Source organism: Pseudomonas paraveronii (assembly GCF_963681955.1).
Classification (GTDB): Bacteria; Pseudomonadota; Gammaproteobacteria; order Pseudomonadales; family Pseudomonadaceae; genus Aquipseudomonas; species Aquipseudomonas paraveronii.
Window position 1 is genome coordinate 4,859,241 of the sequence record NZ_OY817130.1, and the last position, 17,220, is coordinate 4,876,460.

General features: G+C 62.6%; 17 protein-coding genes. 3 read left to right on the forward strand and 14 right to left on the reverse strand.

Going from position 1 to position 17,220, the window contains the following annotated elements; genetic code table 11:
• Position 1: 1 nt before the first annotated feature.
• On the reverse strand, positions 2–751 hold the full coding sequence (locus tag U5A08_RS22375) for an electron transfer flavoprotein subunit beta/FixA family protein (RefSeq protein WP_253398123.1): 750 nt from the start codon (positions 749–751) through the stop codon (positions 2–4).
• A gap of 531 nt (positions 752–1,282) precedes the next feature.
• Here U5A08_RS22375 and U5A08_RS22380 point away from each other — a divergent pair.
• Positions 1,283–2,947 (forward strand): electron transfer flavoprotein-ubiquinone oxidoreductase, encoded by a 1,665-nt coding sequence (locus U5A08_RS22380; RefSeq protein ID WP_321848650.1) that lies wholly within the window; start codon positions 1,283–1,285, stop codon positions 2,945–2,947.
• A gap of 180 nt (positions 2,948–3,127) precedes the next feature.
• On the opposite strand, the gene U5A08_RS22385 is transcribed toward U5A08_RS22380, so the two are convergent.
• The gene (locus U5A08_RS22385) at positions 3,128–4,021 is read right to left on the reverse strand and encodes an AraC family transcriptional regulator (protein WP_247406485.1); all 894 of its coding nucleotides are present in this window, start codon (positions 4,019–4,021) and stop codon (positions 3,128–3,130) included.
• 181 nt (positions 4,022–4,202) lie between these two features.
• On the opposite strand from U5A08_RS22385, the gene U5A08_RS22390 reads away from it, so the two are divergent.
• A complete protein-coding gene (locus U5A08_RS22390; RefSeq protein WP_321848652.1) occupies positions 4,203–5,255 on the forward strand; it encodes an NAD(P)-dependent alcohol dehydrogenase in 1,053 nt (350 codons plus the stop codon).
• On the opposite strand, the gene U5A08_RS22395 is transcribed toward U5A08_RS22390, so the two are convergent.
• From U5A08_RS22395 to U5A08_RS22420, 6 genes are all read right to left on the reverse strand, one after another.
• On the reverse strand, positions 5,256–6,059 hold the full coding sequence (locus U5A08_RS22395; RefSeq protein WP_046382387.1) for an IclR family transcriptional regulator: 804 nt from the start codon (positions 6,057–6,059) through the stop codon (positions 5,256–5,258).
• 188 nt (positions 6,060–6,247) lie between these two features.
• Positions 6,248–7,213, reverse strand: a complete 966-nt coding sequence (gene araH, locus U5A08_RS22400) for an L-arabinose ABC transporter permease AraH (protein ID WP_247408657.1) — start codon at positions 7,211–7,213, stop codon at positions 6,248–6,250.
• 19 nt (positions 7,214–7,232) lie between these two features.
• Positions 7,233–8,732 (reverse strand): L-arabinose ABC transporter ATP-binding protein AraG, encoded by a 1,500-nt coding sequence (gene araG / locus U5A08_RS22405; RefSeq protein ID WP_321848654.1) that lies wholly within the window; start codon positions 8,730–8,732, stop codon positions 7,233–7,235.
• On the reverse strand, positions 8,729–9,715 hold the full coding sequence (locus U5A08_RS22410; RefSeq protein ID WP_253398132.1) for a substrate-binding domain-containing protein: 987 nt from the start codon (positions 9,713–9,715) through the stop codon (positions 8,729–8,731). Before U5A08_RS22410 ends, araG begins: the two co-directional genes overlap by 4 nt.
• Before the next feature lie 38 nt (positions 9,716–9,753).
• Positions 9,754–10,575 carry an SDR family oxidoreductase gene (locus tag U5A08_RS22415; RefSeq protein ID WP_253398134.1) on the reverse strand — a complete coding sequence of 274 codons (822 nt, stop codon included), beginning with the start codon at positions 10,573–10,575 and terminating at the stop codon, positions 9,754–9,756.
• A 153-nt stretch (positions 10,576–10,728) separates the two neighbouring features.
• Positions 10,729–11,208 carry a GNAT family N-acetyltransferase gene (locus U5A08_RS22420; protein WP_253398135.1) on the reverse strand — a complete coding sequence of 160 codons (480 nt, stop codon included), beginning with the start codon at positions 11,206–11,208 and terminating at the stop codon, positions 10,729–10,731.
• Positions 11,209–11,407: 199 nt separating this feature from the next.
• On the opposite strand from U5A08_RS22420, the gene U5A08_RS22425 reads away from it, so the two are divergent.
• Positions 11,408–11,752 (forward strand): hypothetical protein, encoded by a 345-nt coding sequence (locus tag U5A08_RS22425; RefSeq protein WP_253398137.1) that lies wholly within the window; start codon positions 11,408–11,410, stop codon positions 11,750–11,752.
• A 17-nt stretch (positions 11,753–11,769) separates the two neighbouring features.
• Here U5A08_RS22425 and U5A08_RS22430 read toward each other — a convergent pair whose 3' ends face one another.
• The 6 genes from U5A08_RS22430 to U5A08_RS22455 all read right to left on the reverse strand — a co-directional run bounded on the left by U5A08_RS22430 (position 11,770) and on the right by U5A08_RS22455 (position 17,209).
• Entirely contained in the window at positions 11,770–12,687 is a 918-nt protein-coding gene (locus U5A08_RS22430; RefSeq protein WP_253398139.1) for a PfkB family carbohydrate kinase, read from the reverse strand.
• Positions 12,680–14,146, reverse strand: a complete 1,467-nt coding sequence (locus U5A08_RS22435; RefSeq protein ID WP_321848659.1) for a purine-cytosine permease family protein — start codon at positions 14,144–14,146, stop codon at positions 12,680–12,682. The genes U5A08_RS22430 and U5A08_RS22435 overlap by 8 nt, the downstream gene beginning before the upstream one ends.
• Positions 14,147–14,214: 68 nt before the next feature.
• The gene (locus tag U5A08_RS22440; protein WP_253398143.1) at positions 14,215–15,246 is read right to left on the reverse strand and encodes an ADP-ribosylglycohydrolase family protein; all 1,032 of its coding nucleotides are present in this window, start codon (positions 15,244–15,246) and stop codon (positions 14,215–14,217) included.
• Complete coding sequence (locus U5A08_RS22445) at positions 15,243–15,956, reverse strand: GntR family transcriptional regulator (protein ID WP_253398145.1); 714 nt, start codon at positions 15,954–15,956, stop codon at positions 15,243–15,245. The genes U5A08_RS22440 and U5A08_RS22445 overlap by 4 nt, the downstream gene beginning before the upstream one ends.
• 70 nt (positions 15,957–16,026) lie before the next feature.
• Positions 16,027–16,587, reverse strand: coding sequence for a DUF1285 domain-containing protein (locus U5A08_RS22450; RefSeq protein WP_321848660.1), 561 nt, complete (start codon positions 16,585–16,587; stop codon positions 16,027–16,029).
• A 16-nt stretch (positions 16,588–16,603) separates the two neighbouring features.
• Positions 16,604–17,209, reverse strand: a complete 606-nt coding sequence (locus tag U5A08_RS22455) for a DUF4823 domain-containing protein (protein WP_253398148.1) — start codon at positions 17,207–17,209, stop codon at positions 16,604–16,606.
• Positions 17,210–17,220 lie beyond the last annotated feature (11 nt).

Below are 17,220 nucleotides of genomic sequence, written 5' to 3' on the forward strand. Positions count from 1 at the left end.
ATTAGATTACCTTCGCTTCGTTTTTCAGTTTCTCGACCAGTTCAGCCACCGACTTGACCTTGATGCCCGCGCTGCGTGCAGCCGGCGCTTCGACTTTGACGGTCTTGTTGGTAGAGGCGGTGGAAACGCCCAAAGCGTCCGGAGTCAGCACTTCGAGAGGCTTCTTCTTGGCTTTCATGATGTTTGGCAGAGACGCGTAGCGCGGCTCGTTCAAACGCAGGTCGGTGGTGATGATGGCCGGCAGTTTCAGCGAAACTGTTTGCGCGCCGCCGTCGATTTCGCGGGTCACGGCAACGCTGTCGCCGCTCACTTCGACTTTCGAGGCGAAGGTGCCCTGGCCGTAACCGGTCAGCGCAGCCAGCATCTGGCCAGTCTGGTTGTTGTCGCTGTCGATGGCCTGTTTGCCGAGGATCACCAGCGATGGCTGTTCCTTGTCGACAACGGCTTTGAGCAACTTGGCAACGGCCAGGGAGGTCAGCTCTTCAGCCGACTCAACCAGGATGGCGCGATCAGCGCCCAGTGCCAGGGCGGTACGCAACTGCTCTTGAGCAGTGGTCGGGCCGATGGAAACCACGACGATTTCAGTCACCACGCCTTTCTCTTTCAGGCGTACAGCTTCTTCCACGGCGATTTCGCAGAAAGGGTTCATCGACATCTTGACGTTAGCGAGGTCGACGCCGGAATTGTCCGCCTTGACGCGAACTTTCACGTTGTAATCGACAACGCGTTTGACAGCTACAAGAACCTTCATGGATTCCTCGTTACTCTCCGGTGAAAAGAAAGTCGCCTAGGCGAACCTGGCGGTTGATGCTCATCGGCACACAAGGGCACCTTCAAAACCTTCGGCTAGTGACGCAGCGATGGAGAGTGATGACCGTTCGTCAGTGGTGACTGGGAGGTCATTCATGATCGCGACGTGTAAACTGCGCGCCAGCATTGGGCACGCGTCACCCTTTTATCGCCTTCGCCTGTCTTTAAAGGTGCTCTTGAAACCTACAGTCAGCCTACGGCGAGCGCAAAACCGACCGTATCTTGACCGGAACGCCTATTCTGGTCAATACGGCAAAATGGCCAGTCATAAGCCCCGTTGCTTTGATTTACCTAGCTTCCAAGCAATTCAAACAAACGTTTGTATTGGACGCTGAGAGTGGTGTAGATATAATGCGCCACCTAGAGAGAAAGGTGGTCATCCGCCTGCCCAGTGAACGCAGCGATGACGCTTACGACACCCAACCTCCACCCATTAGAAAAAAAGCCTGTGAGCCTGAGTAGGAGATAGCCTGTGGAACGCGAATACATGGAATTCGACGTGGTCATCGTCGGCGCTGGCCCGGCGGGCCTGTCTGCCGCCTGCCGACTGAAGCAGAAGGCCGCCGAAGCCGGTAAGGAAATCAGCGTCTGCGTGGTCGAGAAAGGCTCCGAGGTCGGCGCACATATCCTTTCCGGTGCCGTGTTCGAACCACGCGCCCTGAACGAACTGTTCCCGGACTGGAAAGAACTTGGCGCTCCACTCAACACCCCCGTGGTGCGCGATGACATCTATGTACTGCGCAGCAGCGACACCTCCACCAAGGTGCCTGACTTCTTTGTGCCCAAGACCATGCACAACGAAGGCAACTACATTATCTCCCTGGGCAACCTGTGCCGCTGGCTGGCCCAGCAGGCCGAGAACCTGGGCGTGGAAATCTACCCAGGCTTCGCCGCCCAGGAAGCGCTGTTCGACGAAAACGGCGTGGTGCGCGGGATCATCACCGGCGACCTCGGCGTCGACCGCGAAGGCAACCCGAAAGAAGGCCTGTACACCCCTGGCATGGAACTGCGTGGCAAGTACACGCTGTTCGCCGAAGGCTGCCGTGGCCATATCGGCAAGCAACTGATCCAGCGCTTCAAACTGGACAGCGACGCCGACGCCCAGCACTACGGCATCGGCCTGAAGGAAATCTGGGAAATCGACCCAGCCAAACACCAGCCAGGCCTGGTGGTCCACACCGCCGGTTGGCCGCTGGACATCATGAGCAACGAAAACACCGGTGGCTCGTTCCTCTATCACCTGGAAAACAACCAGGTGGTCGTCGGCCTGATCGTCGACTTGTCCTACAGCAATACCTTCCTGTCGCCGTTCGATGAGTTTCAGCGTCTCAAGCATCACCCGGTGCTGGCGCAGTACCTGGAAGGCGGCAAGCGCATCAGCTACGGCGCCCGCGCGCTGGCCAAGGGCGGCATCAACTCGTTGCCGAAGATGGTGTTCAAGGGCGGCGCATTGATCGGCTGTGACCTGGGCACCATGAACGTGGCCAAGATCAAGGGCAGCCACACCGCGATGAAGTCCGGCATGCTCGCCGCCGACGCCGTGGCCGAGCGCCTGTTGGCCGACGCCGAAGGCGGCGACGAGCTGACCAACTACGTCGACGCGTTCAAAGCCAGCTGGCTCTACGAAGAACTGTTCGCCACGCGTAACTTCGGCCCGGCGATGCACAAGTTCGGCCCGATCATCGGTGCCGGCTTCAACTGGTTCGACCAGAACATCCTCGGCGGCAAGATGCCGTTGACCCTGCACGACACCAAGCCGGACTATGCCTGCCTCAAGCTGGCCAAGGACTGCCAGAAGATCGACTACCCCAAACCCGACGGCAAGCTGAGCTTCGACAAACTGAGCTCGGTGTTCATCTCCGGCACCAACCACGAAGAAGAACAGCCGTGCCACTTGAAACTCAAAGACCCGAGCATCCCGATCGGCACCAACCTGCCGCTCTACGATGAACCGGCGCAGCGCTACTGCCCGGCCGGTGTGTATGAAGTGGTGACCCAGGAAGACGGCGAGAAGCGCTTCCAGATCAACGCCCAGAACTGCGTACACTGCAAGACCTGTGACATCAAGGACCCTTCGCAGAACATCACCTGGGTGACGCCGGAAGGCGCGGGCGGGCCGACTTACCCGAATATGTAAAAGGGTTGCATGACCCAGGAGGCTCCCAGATCGGGAGCCTTTTTTGTGGCTGGCATCAACTCAATGTGGGAGGGGGGCTTGCCCCCGATAGCGGTGGAACAGTCAGCACATCGATGGCTGACCCACCGTCATCGGGGGCAAGCCCCCTCCCACATTTGGATTGTGTTTTGCCTGAAATACCTATGCGGCGCGCTCTTCGCCGGGATTGCGCTCAAAGTAGCGCTTATATTCGCGACTGAACTGCGACGTACTCTGATACCCCACGCTATGCGCCGCCTGCGCCACGCCCATGCCTTCCACCAGCAACAACTGCTGCGCCTTGAGCAACCGCAAACGCTTCAGATACTGCACCGGCGACAACAAGGTGCAGCGCTTGAAGTGTTCATGAAAGGTCGACGCACTCATGTGCGCATAACCTGCCAACGTCTCGATATTCAGCGGGTCGGCGTAATGGGCGTGCAGGTGATTCAACGACGTGGCGATTCGTGAAAACTGCCCCTGCTGTTCCACCAACGCACGCAACACATCCGCTTGGGGCCCGCGCAACGCGGTGAACAACAATTCACGCACCCGCGCCGGGCCCATGATCCGGCTTTCCAGCGGATCGTGCAGGCATTGCAACAGGCGCTCGACGCAGCCGCGCATGGCGTCATCCAGCACCACCGAACTCATCGACTCCAAGGTCTGCGCGGTCGGCGGCGGCCCGGCCTGCATGCCCATGGCCATCACCAATTCGCCCAGCACCACCCGATCAATCCCCACCGTTACCCCCAACAGCGGTGCGCCGGGCGCCCGGGCGAACGTCTCGCATTCGAATGGCACCGGCATCGCCTGGATCAGGTAGTGCCCCGCGCCATACTCCAGGGTACGCGGGCCCAGGTACGCGACTTTGCTGCCTTGGGCGACGAACATCAGGCTCGGCTCATAGATCTGCGGCCCGCGCGCGACGTCGCAACTGGCGCGCAACACTTGCACACCCGGCAGGTGGGTCGGGGAGAAACCGTCGCGGGGCGTCAGCCTCTCGATCAAGGAAACCAGGGTGGCGTTGGCGTCGAGATGGCGGGTCAACAACATGGCAAAAAACTTCGCTAATAAGGGATGAGAGCATCATCGCAGGTCGAGCGCCCCGTGCATCCAAACCAGAGGCACTCCCGGACGAATAGGCATGAGACTCGGAGCAATCGCCATGGTCGCCTGCGGGGTCGACGCGGAAAATGGCCCACCTCACTTGTCACTGCTTTTGCGAGGTTTGCCCATGTACACCGCTATCGGTTATGCCGCCCAGTCGGCCACCACTCCCCTCGCCCCCATGTCGTTTGAACGCCGCAGCCCGCGCGCCGATGACGTGGCGATCGAAATTCTGTACTGCGGCGTGTGCCATTCCGACATCCACCAGGCCCGCAACGAATGGGGCATCGCCGTGTACCCGCTGATGCCGGGCCATGAGATTGTCGGCAAAGTCAGCGCCGTCGGCGCCAACGTCACCGCGCATAAAGTCGGCGACCTGGTCGGCGTCGGCTGCATGGTCGACTCGTGCCGCCACTGCGCCGCCTGCCAATCGAACCTTGAGCAATACTGCCTCGAAGGCCCGACCATGACCTATGCCACTCCGGACCGTGTCGATGGCAGCAACACCATGGGCGGCTACTCCGACAGCATCGTGGTCAGCGAGCATTTTGTGCTGAAAATCCCGGCCAAGCTCGACCTGGCCAGCGCCGCACCGATCCTCTGCGCAGGCGTCACCACCTACTCGCCGCTCAAGCACTACGGTGTGAAGGCCGGCGATAAAGTCGGGATTCTCGGCATGGGCGGCCTGGGCCATATGGGCATCAAGTTCGCCAAGGCCATGGGCGCCGAAGTCACGCTGTTCACCCGTTCTGCGAGCAAGGCCGAGGAAGGCCGGCGCCAGGGCGCGGACCATGTGATCGTGTCCACCGACGCCGCGCAAATGAAAGCCGCCGCCGGGCACTTCGACTTCCTGCTGGACACCATCCCGGTGCAGCACGACCTGAACCCCTACCTCGATGTGCTGCGTTTTGACGGCGTGCATATCTTGGTCGGCCTGATCGAGCCGGTGGACCCGCCCGTCAACGCCGCCAAGCTGGTGCTGGGGCGTAAAATGCTCGCCGGTTCGCTGATCGGCGGCATCGCAGAAACCCAGGAAGTCCTGGATTTCTGCGCCGAGCATGGCATCACCTGCGACATCGAAATGCTCGACATTCGTCAGATCAACGAGGCGTTCACGCGCATGATCGCCGGCGATGTGAAGTACCGCTTTGTCATCGACATGGCGACCTTGAAGGCCTGATCAGGCCTTCGCGCCCAACTCCGCAGACAGCCGCGCCGCAACCTGTTTGATCACGGGAATCAGCTCGGCCATTTTCTCCAGCGGCATGTAGGGCACGGTACTGGCGATGCTGATGCCGGCGACGATTCGCCGGCTGGCATCGCGCACCGGTGCCGCCACGCAGCGGATCGACGGTTCGTTGTCTTCCAGGTCGAACGCATACCCGCCCAGCACATACTCATGCATGCGCTGCTCGAACTGCGCCCACGATTGCTCGGGGTGTTGCGGCCACTGCAGGTTTTTCCCTGCCGCCGGCTGGCTGACTTCGTACAGGCGCTGCCACTCTTCGACACTGTCATCCAACAGCAACGCCTTGCCGATGCCGGTCCGCGCCAGCGGCATGCGATGGCCGACCCGCGAGCGCATTTCCGGACCGTTGCGCCCGGGATTTTTGTGCAGGTAGAGCACGTCGTCGTCTTCACGAATCGCCAGGTGGATGGTGTCGCCAGTCAGCGCCGACAACTCGTCCAGATACGGCACCGCCAGGGTCACCAACGGCAACTCTTCGCGCGCCTGAAACCCCAGCTCGATCAGCTTCGGCCCCAACAGGTAGCCGACTTGCGGCACCACGCGCAGGTAGCGCTCCTCCACCAGGCAACTGGCCAGGCGGTGCGTGGTGCTGCGGGTGGTGCCGATGCGCCGGGCGATCTCTTTCAGATCCCGCGCACCGGCCGCCACCGCCTGCACCACGCCCAAGCCACGCAGCAAGGTCTGGGTGCCGGTGGGGGCGGCGTCTTTGACGGGGGTGTGGGCGGTTTCCTGCATATCGGGCCTATGTGGTGGTACGAAAACGAGCGGCATTATGGCAAATACCGAACCTCAGTACAGTGGCGATCCCAATGTGGGAGGGGGCTTGCCCCCGATGGCGGTCTATCAGTAACAGATGTGCAGACTGGCACGCCGCCATCGGGGGCAAGCCCCCTCCCACACTTAGATTTTCACATGGCATGAATTCAGCGTTGCTTCATGCGGTCGATGATGACCGCCAGCAACAGGATCGAGCCGCGGATCACGTACTGATAGAACGTGTCGATATTCTTCAGGTTCATCGCATTCTCGATGATCGCCAGGATCAGCACCCCGGCGATCACATGGCGGATCATGCCGATGCCGCCACTCAACGACACCCCGCCCAACACGCAGGCGGAAATCACCGTCAGCTCAAAGCCCTGGCCGATCATCGGCTGGCCGGAGGTCATGCGCGACGCGAGGATCACCCCGGCCAATGCGCCGATCAACCCGTGTACGGCAAAGATGATGATCTTGGTGCGGTCGACATTCACCCCGGCGAGCAATGCCGCTTCCTGGTTGCCGCCGATGGCCATGGTGTTGCGCCCGTAGGTGGTGTAGTTGAGCAGCCAGCCGAAGAACACAAAGCACAGCACGGTAATGATGATCGGCACCGGCACGCCCAGCAGTTGGCCGTTGCCGAGCACGAAGAAGCGCTCGTCCATCACGCCGACCGCCTTGCCGTTGGAGAAGATGTAGGCCAGGCCGCGCACGATCTGCATGGTCGCCAAGGTGGCGATCAACGCATTGATGCGCAGCTTGGCGATGACGATGCCGTTGATCAGCCCCACCACCAGGCCCATGGCCAAGGCCGCCGACACGCCGAGCAGCACACTGTCGGTGTCACGAATCACGATCCCGGCCACCACGCCGGCGCAGGCGATCACCGAGCCCACCGACAAGTCGAAGTGCCCCGACGCCAGGCAGAACAGCATGGTGCAGGCGGCAATGCCCACCGTGGAAATCGCCAGGCCCAGGCCGCGCATGTTCAGCGGCGAGAGGAAGTTGTCGATAAACAGCGCGCTGAGCACAAAGATGCCCAACGCGGCGAGCAGCATCACCCAGTCATCGAGAAACTTGCGCTGGTTGAAACCCGGCCAGAAGCCTTTTGCAGTTTTTACCTGAGACATACCTGTGCCCTCGAATTCTTCAAGCCCGCATCCGCGGGAGCGCCAGTTGCAGCAGCCGTGCTTCATCCGCTTGTTCGCGGCTCAATTCACCGGTCAGGGCGCCTTCGCACAGCACCAGAATGCGGTCAGAAATCCCCATCACCTCCATCAGGTCGCTGGACACCACAATCACCGCAATACCGCTGGCCGCGAGGTCATGGATGATCTGGTAGATCTCCGACTTGGCGCCGATGTCGATGCCCCGCGTCGGCTCGTCCAGCAGCAGCACCTTCATCGGCATCGACAGCCAGCGGCCGAGAATGGCCTTCTGCTGATTGCCGCCGGACAGGTACATGATTTTCTGCTCGGCGCTTGGGGTCTTGACCTTCATCGCGCTGATTTGCCGGCCGGCGTTGCCCTGCTCCCAGCCCTCGCGCAGCAGCCAGCCGAACCGGGAATGGGCGCCGCGCGCGCTGATGTTGATGTTCTCGGCCACGCTGGACAGCGGGATGATGCCCTCCTTCTTGCGGTCCTCCGGGCACAGCAGCACGCCGGCGGCGATGGCGTCGCGGGGTGAACGCAGGTTCAGACTTTCGCCGCACAGTTCCAACTGCCCCGCCGTGGCGCGCTGCAAGCCGCTGAGCAGGCGAAACAGCTCGGTACGCCCGGCGCCGACCAAGCCGAACAGGCCGAGGATCTCGCCCTTGCGCACGTCAAAACTGATCGGCTCGCGCAGGCCGGGGCCGAGCAAACCGTCGACCTTGAGCGCCACGTCACCGTGCTCGCGCGGGCGGTAGTCGTAGATGTCCTGGATATCGCGACCGACCATGCAGGTGACCAACTGGTCGTGGCTCAGCGCGCTCATGTCGTCGAAGGTGCGCACGTAGCGGCCGTCCTTGAACACCGTCACCGCGTCGCAGATGCGGAACACTTCTTCCATCCGGTGGGACACGTACAGCACCACTTTGCCCTCGTCGCGCAAGCGCGTGATGATCGCCATCAGCCGGTCGATCTCGCGGGCCGACAGGCTGCTGGTCGGTTCATCGAAAGCAATCACATGCGCGCCACGGGACAGCGCCTTGGCGATTTCCACCAGTTGGCGCTGGCCCAGGGACAGGCGGCCGAGCTTCTCTTGCGGGTCGATTTCATCGGCCAGGCCCTTGAGGCAGGCCAGCGCCTGCTCGCGCAGCAGCCGGCGGTTGACCACGCCGAAGCGCGCCGGCAAATGCCCGAGGAACAGGTTCTCGGCGACGCTCATTTCCGGCACCAGATGCAGTTCCTGGTGGATCACCGCGACGCCGCTGGCGATGCTGTCGGCCGCGCATTTGAAGGCCATGGTCTGCGCGCCGATCTGCACGTTGCCGCTGCTCGGGATGTAGGCGCCGCCGAGGATTTTCAGCAGCGTCGACTTGCCCGCGCCGTTCTCGCCCATCAGCGCGTGGACCTGCCCCGGGTGGGCAGTGAAACTGATGCTGTCGAGCGCCTTGACCCCGGGGAAGGTTTTGCCGATGCCGTCAAAGCGCAGTGCCGCTGCGGTCATTTCCACAGCCCGATCTTGGTCAGTTCTTCCTGGAAGTTGGCGCGGGTAATCAGCGTCACTTCGTCCATCGCCGTGTACTTCGGCGGTTCCTTATCGGTGGTGACCCACTCGTACATCATCAGCGCAGTGTTGTAGCCCTCGATGTGCGGGCTGGGCAGCATCGAACCGAAGAAGCCGCTGTTGGCCTTCTTCAACTCACCGATGGCGTCGGTGCCGTTGATACCGATGCCGATCACGTTGGCGGCTTTGAAGCCGGCGCTTTCGGTAGCGCGCACGCCGCCGAGCACGGTGTTGTCGTTCATGCCGCCGATGATCAGGTTCTTCGCGCCGCTGGGCAGCTTGACCAGGGCCGAGTTAGTGGCGTCCATGCTGCCGGGCACGTCGAGGGTCTTGAGCGCGGCGGTGAGGATGTGGTCCTTGGGAATGCCCGCTTCTTCGAGGGATTTGATCGAGCCGTCGGTGCGCTTTTTACCGGTGTCGAGTTCGTTGAAAGTGGTGATCACCGCGTAGGTGTCCTTCCAGTCCCAACCGCGTTTTTTCGCCTCGGCGGCCATCGCCGCGCCTTGCTTCTGGCCGACTTCAAAAGCGGCCATGCCCAGGTACGGCACGTCCTCCATGAAGTTGCCCTTGGCGTCGACGAAACGATCATCCACGGCGATCACTTTCAAGCCGTTGGCTTTGGCCTTGGCGACAATCGCCGGGCCGAGGGACACGTCCGGCGGGCAGATCACAAAACCCTTGGCGCCGTTGGCGGCCAGGCTGTCGATGGCCGAGAGGGTTTTCTCGCCGTCGGGCACGGCGATCTTGATCACGCTGAAACCATGTTCCTTGCCGGCTTTTTCGGCGAAGGCCCATTCGGTCTGGAACCAGGGTTCTTCGGCTTGTTTGACCAAAAAGCCGATTTTTACCTCTTCGGCAACGGCCAGACTGCTGAGGCCGCTTAACGCAATGGCGGCGGTGAGTACGCGTAGGGCTTTTTTCATGAACGACACCTCTTGTTGTTATTGGAGAGTGACAAGTTCTAGTCGTGGTACATCACCGACCGCCCGCCATCGATCATCAGGCAGGTGGCGTTGATAAAGGGCGCCTCATCGGTGGCCAGAAACAGCGCGGTCATCGCCACCTCCACAGGTTGGCCGATGCGCTTGGGCGGGTGCAGGTCGAACGCGCGCTGGCGCTCGGCGTGGGGGTCGGGGAAACCGTTCCAGTAGTCGACGTTGAGCTGGGTTTCGATATAGCCCGGCGCGATGGCGTTCACACGGATGCCCTTGGGCGCGTATTCGATGCCGAGGGCGCGGGTCAGGCCGAGCAGGCCATGTTTGGCGACGGGGTAGGGAAAACAGCCGGGAATGATGTGGCTGGAATGGGTCGAGGCGATGTTGATGATGTTGCCGATGCCCTGCTCGATCATGTGCGGCAACACTGTGCGGCAGCCGTACCAGGCACCGTCGAGGTCGATGGCGAAGCAGCGCCGCCAGTCCTCGTCGGTCATCTGCAACGGGTCGCGGAACACATTGACCCCGGCGCAGTTGACCAGCACATCGACGCGGCCGAAGCGCTCGATGGCCAGATTGACCAGCGCCTGCCATTGCGCCTGGGACGTGATGTCGACCGGCTGCGCGACGATCTCGGCGCCGCGTTCGCGCCAGTGGGCGGCGACTTGCTCGACCTTTTCGGCCTGGATATCCGCGATCACCAACCGCGCCTGCTGGGCCTGGAAGCAGGCAACGATTGCCTCGCCAATGCCTTGGGCGGCGCCGGTGATGATCACCACCTTGTGCTTCAGCCGCTCGCCATAGGTCGGTTCGGGCACAGCGGGGAGTGACAGAGGGTGTGCCTGCATCGCTTCACCTGTTTTATTTTTGGTAGTGAGTGCTGATGCAGCCGACTATAAACCCAGACCTTTAAATATCTCAATATATAAATTTACATCCCACATAGTGAGAATACATATAAAAAAACCGGCGTCGGACGCCGGTTCTCACGGGGCTCTTCATCAGCCCTGGGCGAAATCCCGCAGCGCATCGCCTTCCATGCGGTAGCGCACCCACTCTTCCTGGGGCTGGGCGCCGATGGATTTGTAGAAGGCAATCGCCGGCTCGTTCCAATCCAGCACGCTCCACTCGAAACGCCCGCAGCCGTTGTCGCAGGCGATCTTCGCCAGGTGGCGCAGCAACTTCTTGCCGGCGCCGCCGCCGCGTTGCTCGGGGTTGATGTAGAGGTCTTCGAGGTACAGGCAGTTGCTGCCCAGCCACGTGGAATAGCTGAAAAAGAACACCGCGAACCCGATCGGCAATCCGTCGCGCAGGCAAATCAGCCCATGGGCAGTCGCGCCCTCGCTGAACAGGCTGCGCTCGATGTCCACCACACTGGCGATCACTTCATGACGAGCCCTCTCAAACTCGGCAAGCTCGGTAATGAAAGTCAGGATCTGCGCAGCATCGCTGGGCACGGCGGGGCGAATCTCGATGGTCATGGGCGCGCCTTGGGTAAATTCAAAGGCCACATACTAAGACGGTTTGATGACAGATTGCAGTGCAATTTCGGGGTAGCCAGGGGTGGCCACACAAAATCTTACAGGTGTCCTGAGACCGCTCGTCGGCATCGAGGCACGAACAGCAAATGAGGGCTGACCAATAAAGGGTAAGGACATTAATCCTAATGGAGACACCCTCATGAAGCATTCCAAGTGTGCCGCCCTCGCCTTCACCGCGCTGTTGTCCGCAGCCTCGCTGAGCGCCTTCGCCGCGTCCTCGTCCACCGGCAAGACCGATCCGGTCGACACTCCGCCGAGCCCGGCGACCCAGGAATCCCAGGACTCGATGGGCACCGGCCTCGACACCAATGGTGGCGCGATCATCGACAACGGCGCCGACCCGCGCACCCAAGGCAACGACACCCAGCGCCAGGTGCCAGCGGCCGTCGGCAACGGCAAAATGGGCCCAGGTGTCAATCAGCCCAATATCAACAAGGGCGACGACTCGAATATCCCTGGCGCACCGAAACAGCCTGCGCCTTGATGCATCGAATAGGGGGGTTAGTCGGCCAATAGCGCATCGACTTCGGCGGTGCCGGGAGACGTCGCCGGCCCCCAGCGCGTCACCGCCAAAGCCGCCGCTGCATTGGCACGGCGGGCCGCGTCGAGAGCTTTCAAACCGTTGGCCAAACCGGCGATAAACACGCCCGCGTGCGCATCTCCCGCGCCATTGCTGTCGACCGCCTGCACCTTGAAGCCGGGCACATGCTCGAGCGCATTCGCCCGCCCGACCCAGCAACCCTTCGGTCCATCGCGCACCACCCGTAGCGTTTCGGCGGGCAGGTGCTGGTTGAGCGCCAGCAGCGCCTTGGCAATATCCGCCGCGCCAGTGAACGCCACGGCTTCCGGGCCGTTGCTGGTCCAGATGTCGATACGCGGCAGCAGCGCGCGCATCAACGCCGAATCCGGCGCCTTGACCAGCGGGCCAGGGTCGAAGACCACCGTAATCGCCCGTGGCAGCGCCAGTAGCCAGTCGATCAGCGGCTGGGCCTTGCCGTTGAGGAGCAGGCTGTAGCCACTCACGTACACGTAGTCATCGGCACGCGGCACGACGTTGGCCAAGTCCTCGGCGCTCAGCTCACCCTCGGCGCCCATATGGGAGATGAAGGTGCGCTCGGTGCTGGCTTCGGTCAGCGCCACGCACAGGCCGGTGTCCTTGCCGCCGCTGGCAGGCAGCGCCATTTCGATGCCCTCGGCGTGCATCGCTGCGCGGGCCAGGTCGCCGAAACGCCCAGTGCCATGGCGCCCCAGGTAGACCGCCGGCAGCCCGTTGCGCCGCGCCGCCGCCATCACATTAAAGCCGCCGCCGGCTTCGAAACTGGCCGATTGCGCCAACACATCGCCGCCGCTCGCCGGCAATTGATCGAGGGCCATGACCAGGTCGACGATGACCTGGCCGGTGTGCAACAACCTAGGCATTGGCACGCTCGACTAACGCCGGACGACGGTCAGCGGCGCCGCCCAATGCCGCATACATCCCGCCGGCTACCAGGAAAGTCACGATCCAGCCCAGGCCGTTGTGGCCCAGCCAGGAGTCGGACAACGGCCCGGCGAACCAGATGTTGTCGGCGGTGGTGCCGATGGTGGTGAAACTGAACCCGAGCCCGATCGCCACGGCCCAGGCACCCAACGCACGCCATTCCACGCCGCCGCGATACCAATAGGCGCTGCTTGGGCTGACGTCCAGCAGGTCCTTGGGGCTGTAGTAATGACGGTGAATCAGGTCGACCACGAAGATCCCCACCCACGCGGTAATCGGCACCGCCAGTAGCGAGATGAAGGTGATGAACGGGCCGTAGAAACTGTCGGCGATCAGCATGAAGTAGATGGAGCCGGCGAAGATCGCCACGATATCGACGATCACCGCGTACACGCGCTTGACCTTCAAGCCGAGGGTCAAGGTGGTGAGACCGGCCGAATACACCGACAGGTTATTGGACAGCAACAGCCCGCCAAACGCCGTGATCAGGTACGGCACCGCCATCCAGGTGGGCAGCATGTCGCGGATCGCGACGATCGGGTCAGTCGCCGACGCCAGGTCGTTATTGCCCACCGACAGCAGGCCACCGAGGGTGATCAGCAGCACCAACGGAATGCCCGCGCCGAACGCGGCGGATGCCACCAGGCGCACGGCCTTGACGCTGCGGTGCTGGTAGCGCGACATGTCGGCGCCGGCGTTGGCCCAGCCGATACCCGTGCCGGCGGCCATGGTGCCGATGCCGATGAGCATCGCGCTCATGGGCGCCGGGGTGGCGTTGAACACTGCGCTCCAGTCGATAGTGGCGCAGAGGAAGCCGCCGACCAGGATATTCAAGGCGCCGAACACGTAGGTCGCCCACTTCTGGATCACCAGCAAGGTGGCGTGGCCCAGGCCGGAAACGGCCAGGGTCAGCAGCACGAAAATGGCGATGAACAGCAGGGTCAGCAGCGGCGCACTTTTCGCCGCGACCGGGGTTTGGAACAGGATCGTACACAGCGACAGCAGCACGAAGGCGGCGGTGGTGGTGTTGACGGTTTCCCAACCCAGGCGCGACATCAACGACACCAGCGTCGGCCCGATATTGCCGCGCACGCCGAAAATGGCGCGGGACAGCGTCAGGCTCGGCGCGCGCCCACGACGCCCGGCGATCGAGATGACACCCACCACCGCGAAAGAGCCAGCGGCGCCAAGGATGGCGACGATGACCGCCTGCCAGATGGCCAGGCCGCGAAACGCAACCAGGGTGGCGCCCAGCGGCAGCCCCAGGATGCTGATGTTGGCCGCGAACCACACCCAGAACAGTTGCAGTGGATGGCCGTTGCACTCGCCTTCGGGGACCGGTTCGATGCCGCGTGTTTCCAAGCGCCCGGCGCTTTGGCCGGAAGTGGGCGTACTCATGTGCGGGTGCTCCTGGTGCCGGTATTGTTAGGGTTGTGGCAAATTCGCAAATCGCAATCTTGACGCGGTCAATGTGCGAGCGGGCTGGCCTGTGGCACCTGGCGCAAGGTGAGCAACCCGTCAACCAACGGCTGCAACGCCAACCCGTTGACCTGCTTGACCTGTTCGATCATCGCCGCAGGCCAGCACGGCATCCCCAGGCACGCCCCCAGCATCGCGCCGAGGATCGCGGCGATGGTGTCGGTGTCACCGCCCAGGCTGGCGGCCAGGCACAAGGCGTCGAAGGCATTCATCGCGCCCACCGCCACTTGCTGCGCGAGGGCGAAGGACACCACCACCGATTCCTGGGAAGCGACGGAAGTGCCGATCAACTCATAGAGCAGGTCGGCGAACAGCGCCTTGTCGCCAGGGGCGACACTCAAGGTTCGTGCCCAACTGATGCGTGTGGAAATACGGCCGCCGGCCACCCAGTGTCCGTGGCGTTCGGCCTGCTGGGCGATCTGGGTGCCAACGTTCAGCGCCTCACCCAGGTCCGCCCCGTTGATCCCGGCCGAAACCACTGCCGCCACCGCCGCAGCGCTCGAGATACCCAGGCTGGTGTTGTGGGTGACCTGACACGCCTGGATCACCGCCCGGATGAACGAAGCAGGCTCGCGGACATCGGCGGCAATCCCCACCGGCGTGATGCGCATCGCTGCGCCGTTGGTGGTGCCGTAGCGCCCGGACTCTTCAGGCGTATGCCCGGAGAGGATCATATCGATGGCACGCTTGGTCGACGGGCCCAGCAGGTCCTGGGAGCCCTTGGCGCGCATCCGCGCTTCCCAGTCGATCAGGCGTCGCGCGAGTACGCTCGGTTCTATCGTGCCCTGGCCTTCCACCAGCAACTCGCCGACGAGGATCGCTTGCTCGGTGTCATCGGTGATGGAGCCGGCGGGCATGTTCGGCGCGATGGGTTGGTCGGCGTCGGCATCTTCCAAGCCAGTGATGGCACCGAAGCGCGCCCTGATCTGTTCGCGGCTCAGGGACTGGGTGGGCATGCCCAGGGCATCGCCCAACGCCAGGCCGTAGAAGGCGCCGAGGGCGCGACTGTGCGCGGTCATTTCGCCGCGCCAAACTGCAGATGCAGACGAAAATGCACAGGGTCGAGCAGACTTTCGACGTACTCCATGAAGCGCTCGCGCCGGTCGTAGGTAGTGCGCGACGCCTTGAGAAACACCGTGCCCGCCGGGCGGCCGAGCAGCTCGGCGTCGTCATCGGTCAGGGGTTCGGCGCCGATCCATTGATCACCTTCGGCGCCGACGTAACCGTAGGCGGCCAGGGTGATGGTCAGGGAGTTGTCGATCAGCCCGACCCGGGGCAAGCCTTCCAGGCCACCCGAGGCCGGCATCAGCGAGCGCTCCAGGGACACGGCGCGGCCATCGGCGGCGCGTCGAAGGCGGTCGAGGGCGATAAATTGGTCGCTGCCGAAACGGCTGAACAGGTCCGGGCGGGTCACGGCTTCGAAGCGCAGGACATCGGTGCTCACCAGGGCGCCGGTGTCCGCCAGGGCCTGGGCCCAGCCACTGCGTTGGTCGAGCACCATACCGTCAAAGGTGACGATGGAGCCAACACCGCTCTGGGTGGCGATGTAGTGGCGGCGCTTGAGCTCGGCCAGGGCTTCGCGCAGTGTGCCGCGACTGACCGCAAACTCTTCGGCCAGTTGATACTCACCCGGCAGCAGGAAACCGTCGGCCATCACCCCACCTTCGATACGGCGGATGAGTTCGTCGACGACGCGTTTTTTCTTATCAAATCGGACATGTCTAATCATGTACAAATTGATAACCGAAAGCCGCCGTTTGCAGCAAGCGAATTATTTCAGGGGGAGAAAAAAACCGCCCTCAGGGCTCCAGGCCAATCGGGAAAAACACACCGCCGCTCCACACGCCGAGCCAGTTCTGACCGTTGAGCGGGCGGCTCACCGCCAGCTCGACCAATTGGTAGAACACGTTGCGATGCACCAGGGCTTCGAGGTTGGTGCGCACCCGCAGATAGGGCGAAGGCTCCTCGGTGTCGGGGTCGATCACCACCCGCAGCGGGTGTTCGAGGCCAGCCTCAACCTGCTCGTCGACTTGCGTGGTGAAGCGCAACAGCTGGCTTTCGCCCTGCCCTTCGACTTCCAGGGTGATCGCGACAAACGGCGCATCCTCGACGGTGATGCCGACTTTTTCCACCGGGGTGACCAGAAAGTACTCATCGCCATCGCGGCGGATGATGTTGGAGAACAGCTTGACCATCGGCTTGCGCCCGATCGGCGTGCCCTGGTAATACCAAGTGCCGTCGCGGGCGATACGCATGTCGATGTGGCCGCAGAAGTCCGGGTTCCACAAATGCACCGGCGCCGGCCCCTTGCCCTTGGGCAGTTGGGCCAATAGATCATTGGCCTTGGCGGAATCGGTCATGGGGTTCTCCTCTGGCTTACTGATCGCTCATGCCCAGCAGGCCTCGGGCGTACTGCGCCAGAGGGCGGGCGATCAGATCTTGGGGCGTATTGTCGTGGAACGTCAGTAAACCGCCACGACTGCGAATCCGTGCAGTATCAATCAAATACTGGGTGCTGGTCTCGATCAACATGATCTGGATAACGCCGCTGTCCAGGCCGACACGGTCGAGGGCCTGCTGATCGGTCCACTCATCGGCGTTGCCGATGCGGTCATCCGCCTTGGCGAAGCGGCAGTACAGCAAGTAGTGAGCGCCGGCCGCACGGGCTTCGGCCATGGCTTGTTCGAGGCCTTCGGGCTGACGGGCGCGGCGCACCATGGGGAAGTATTCGACGAAGCCGTTGAAGGCTTCTTCGGCGACCACGTTCGGTCGCGGATACGCGCTGCCCGGCGGCACGAAGGCGCCCTGGGCGATGAAGATGAAGGAGTCCGGCTGCACGCGAATCGAGGCGGTGCGCCGGGTGTCGCTATGGTCCAGCAACCCGGCATCGCTCATCTGATAACGGGTGCCTTCGGCCATATCGCTGACGGTCATGCAACCACTCAGCGCCAACGACGCCAGCAACAAAACCAGACTACGCATCCTAATCCTCC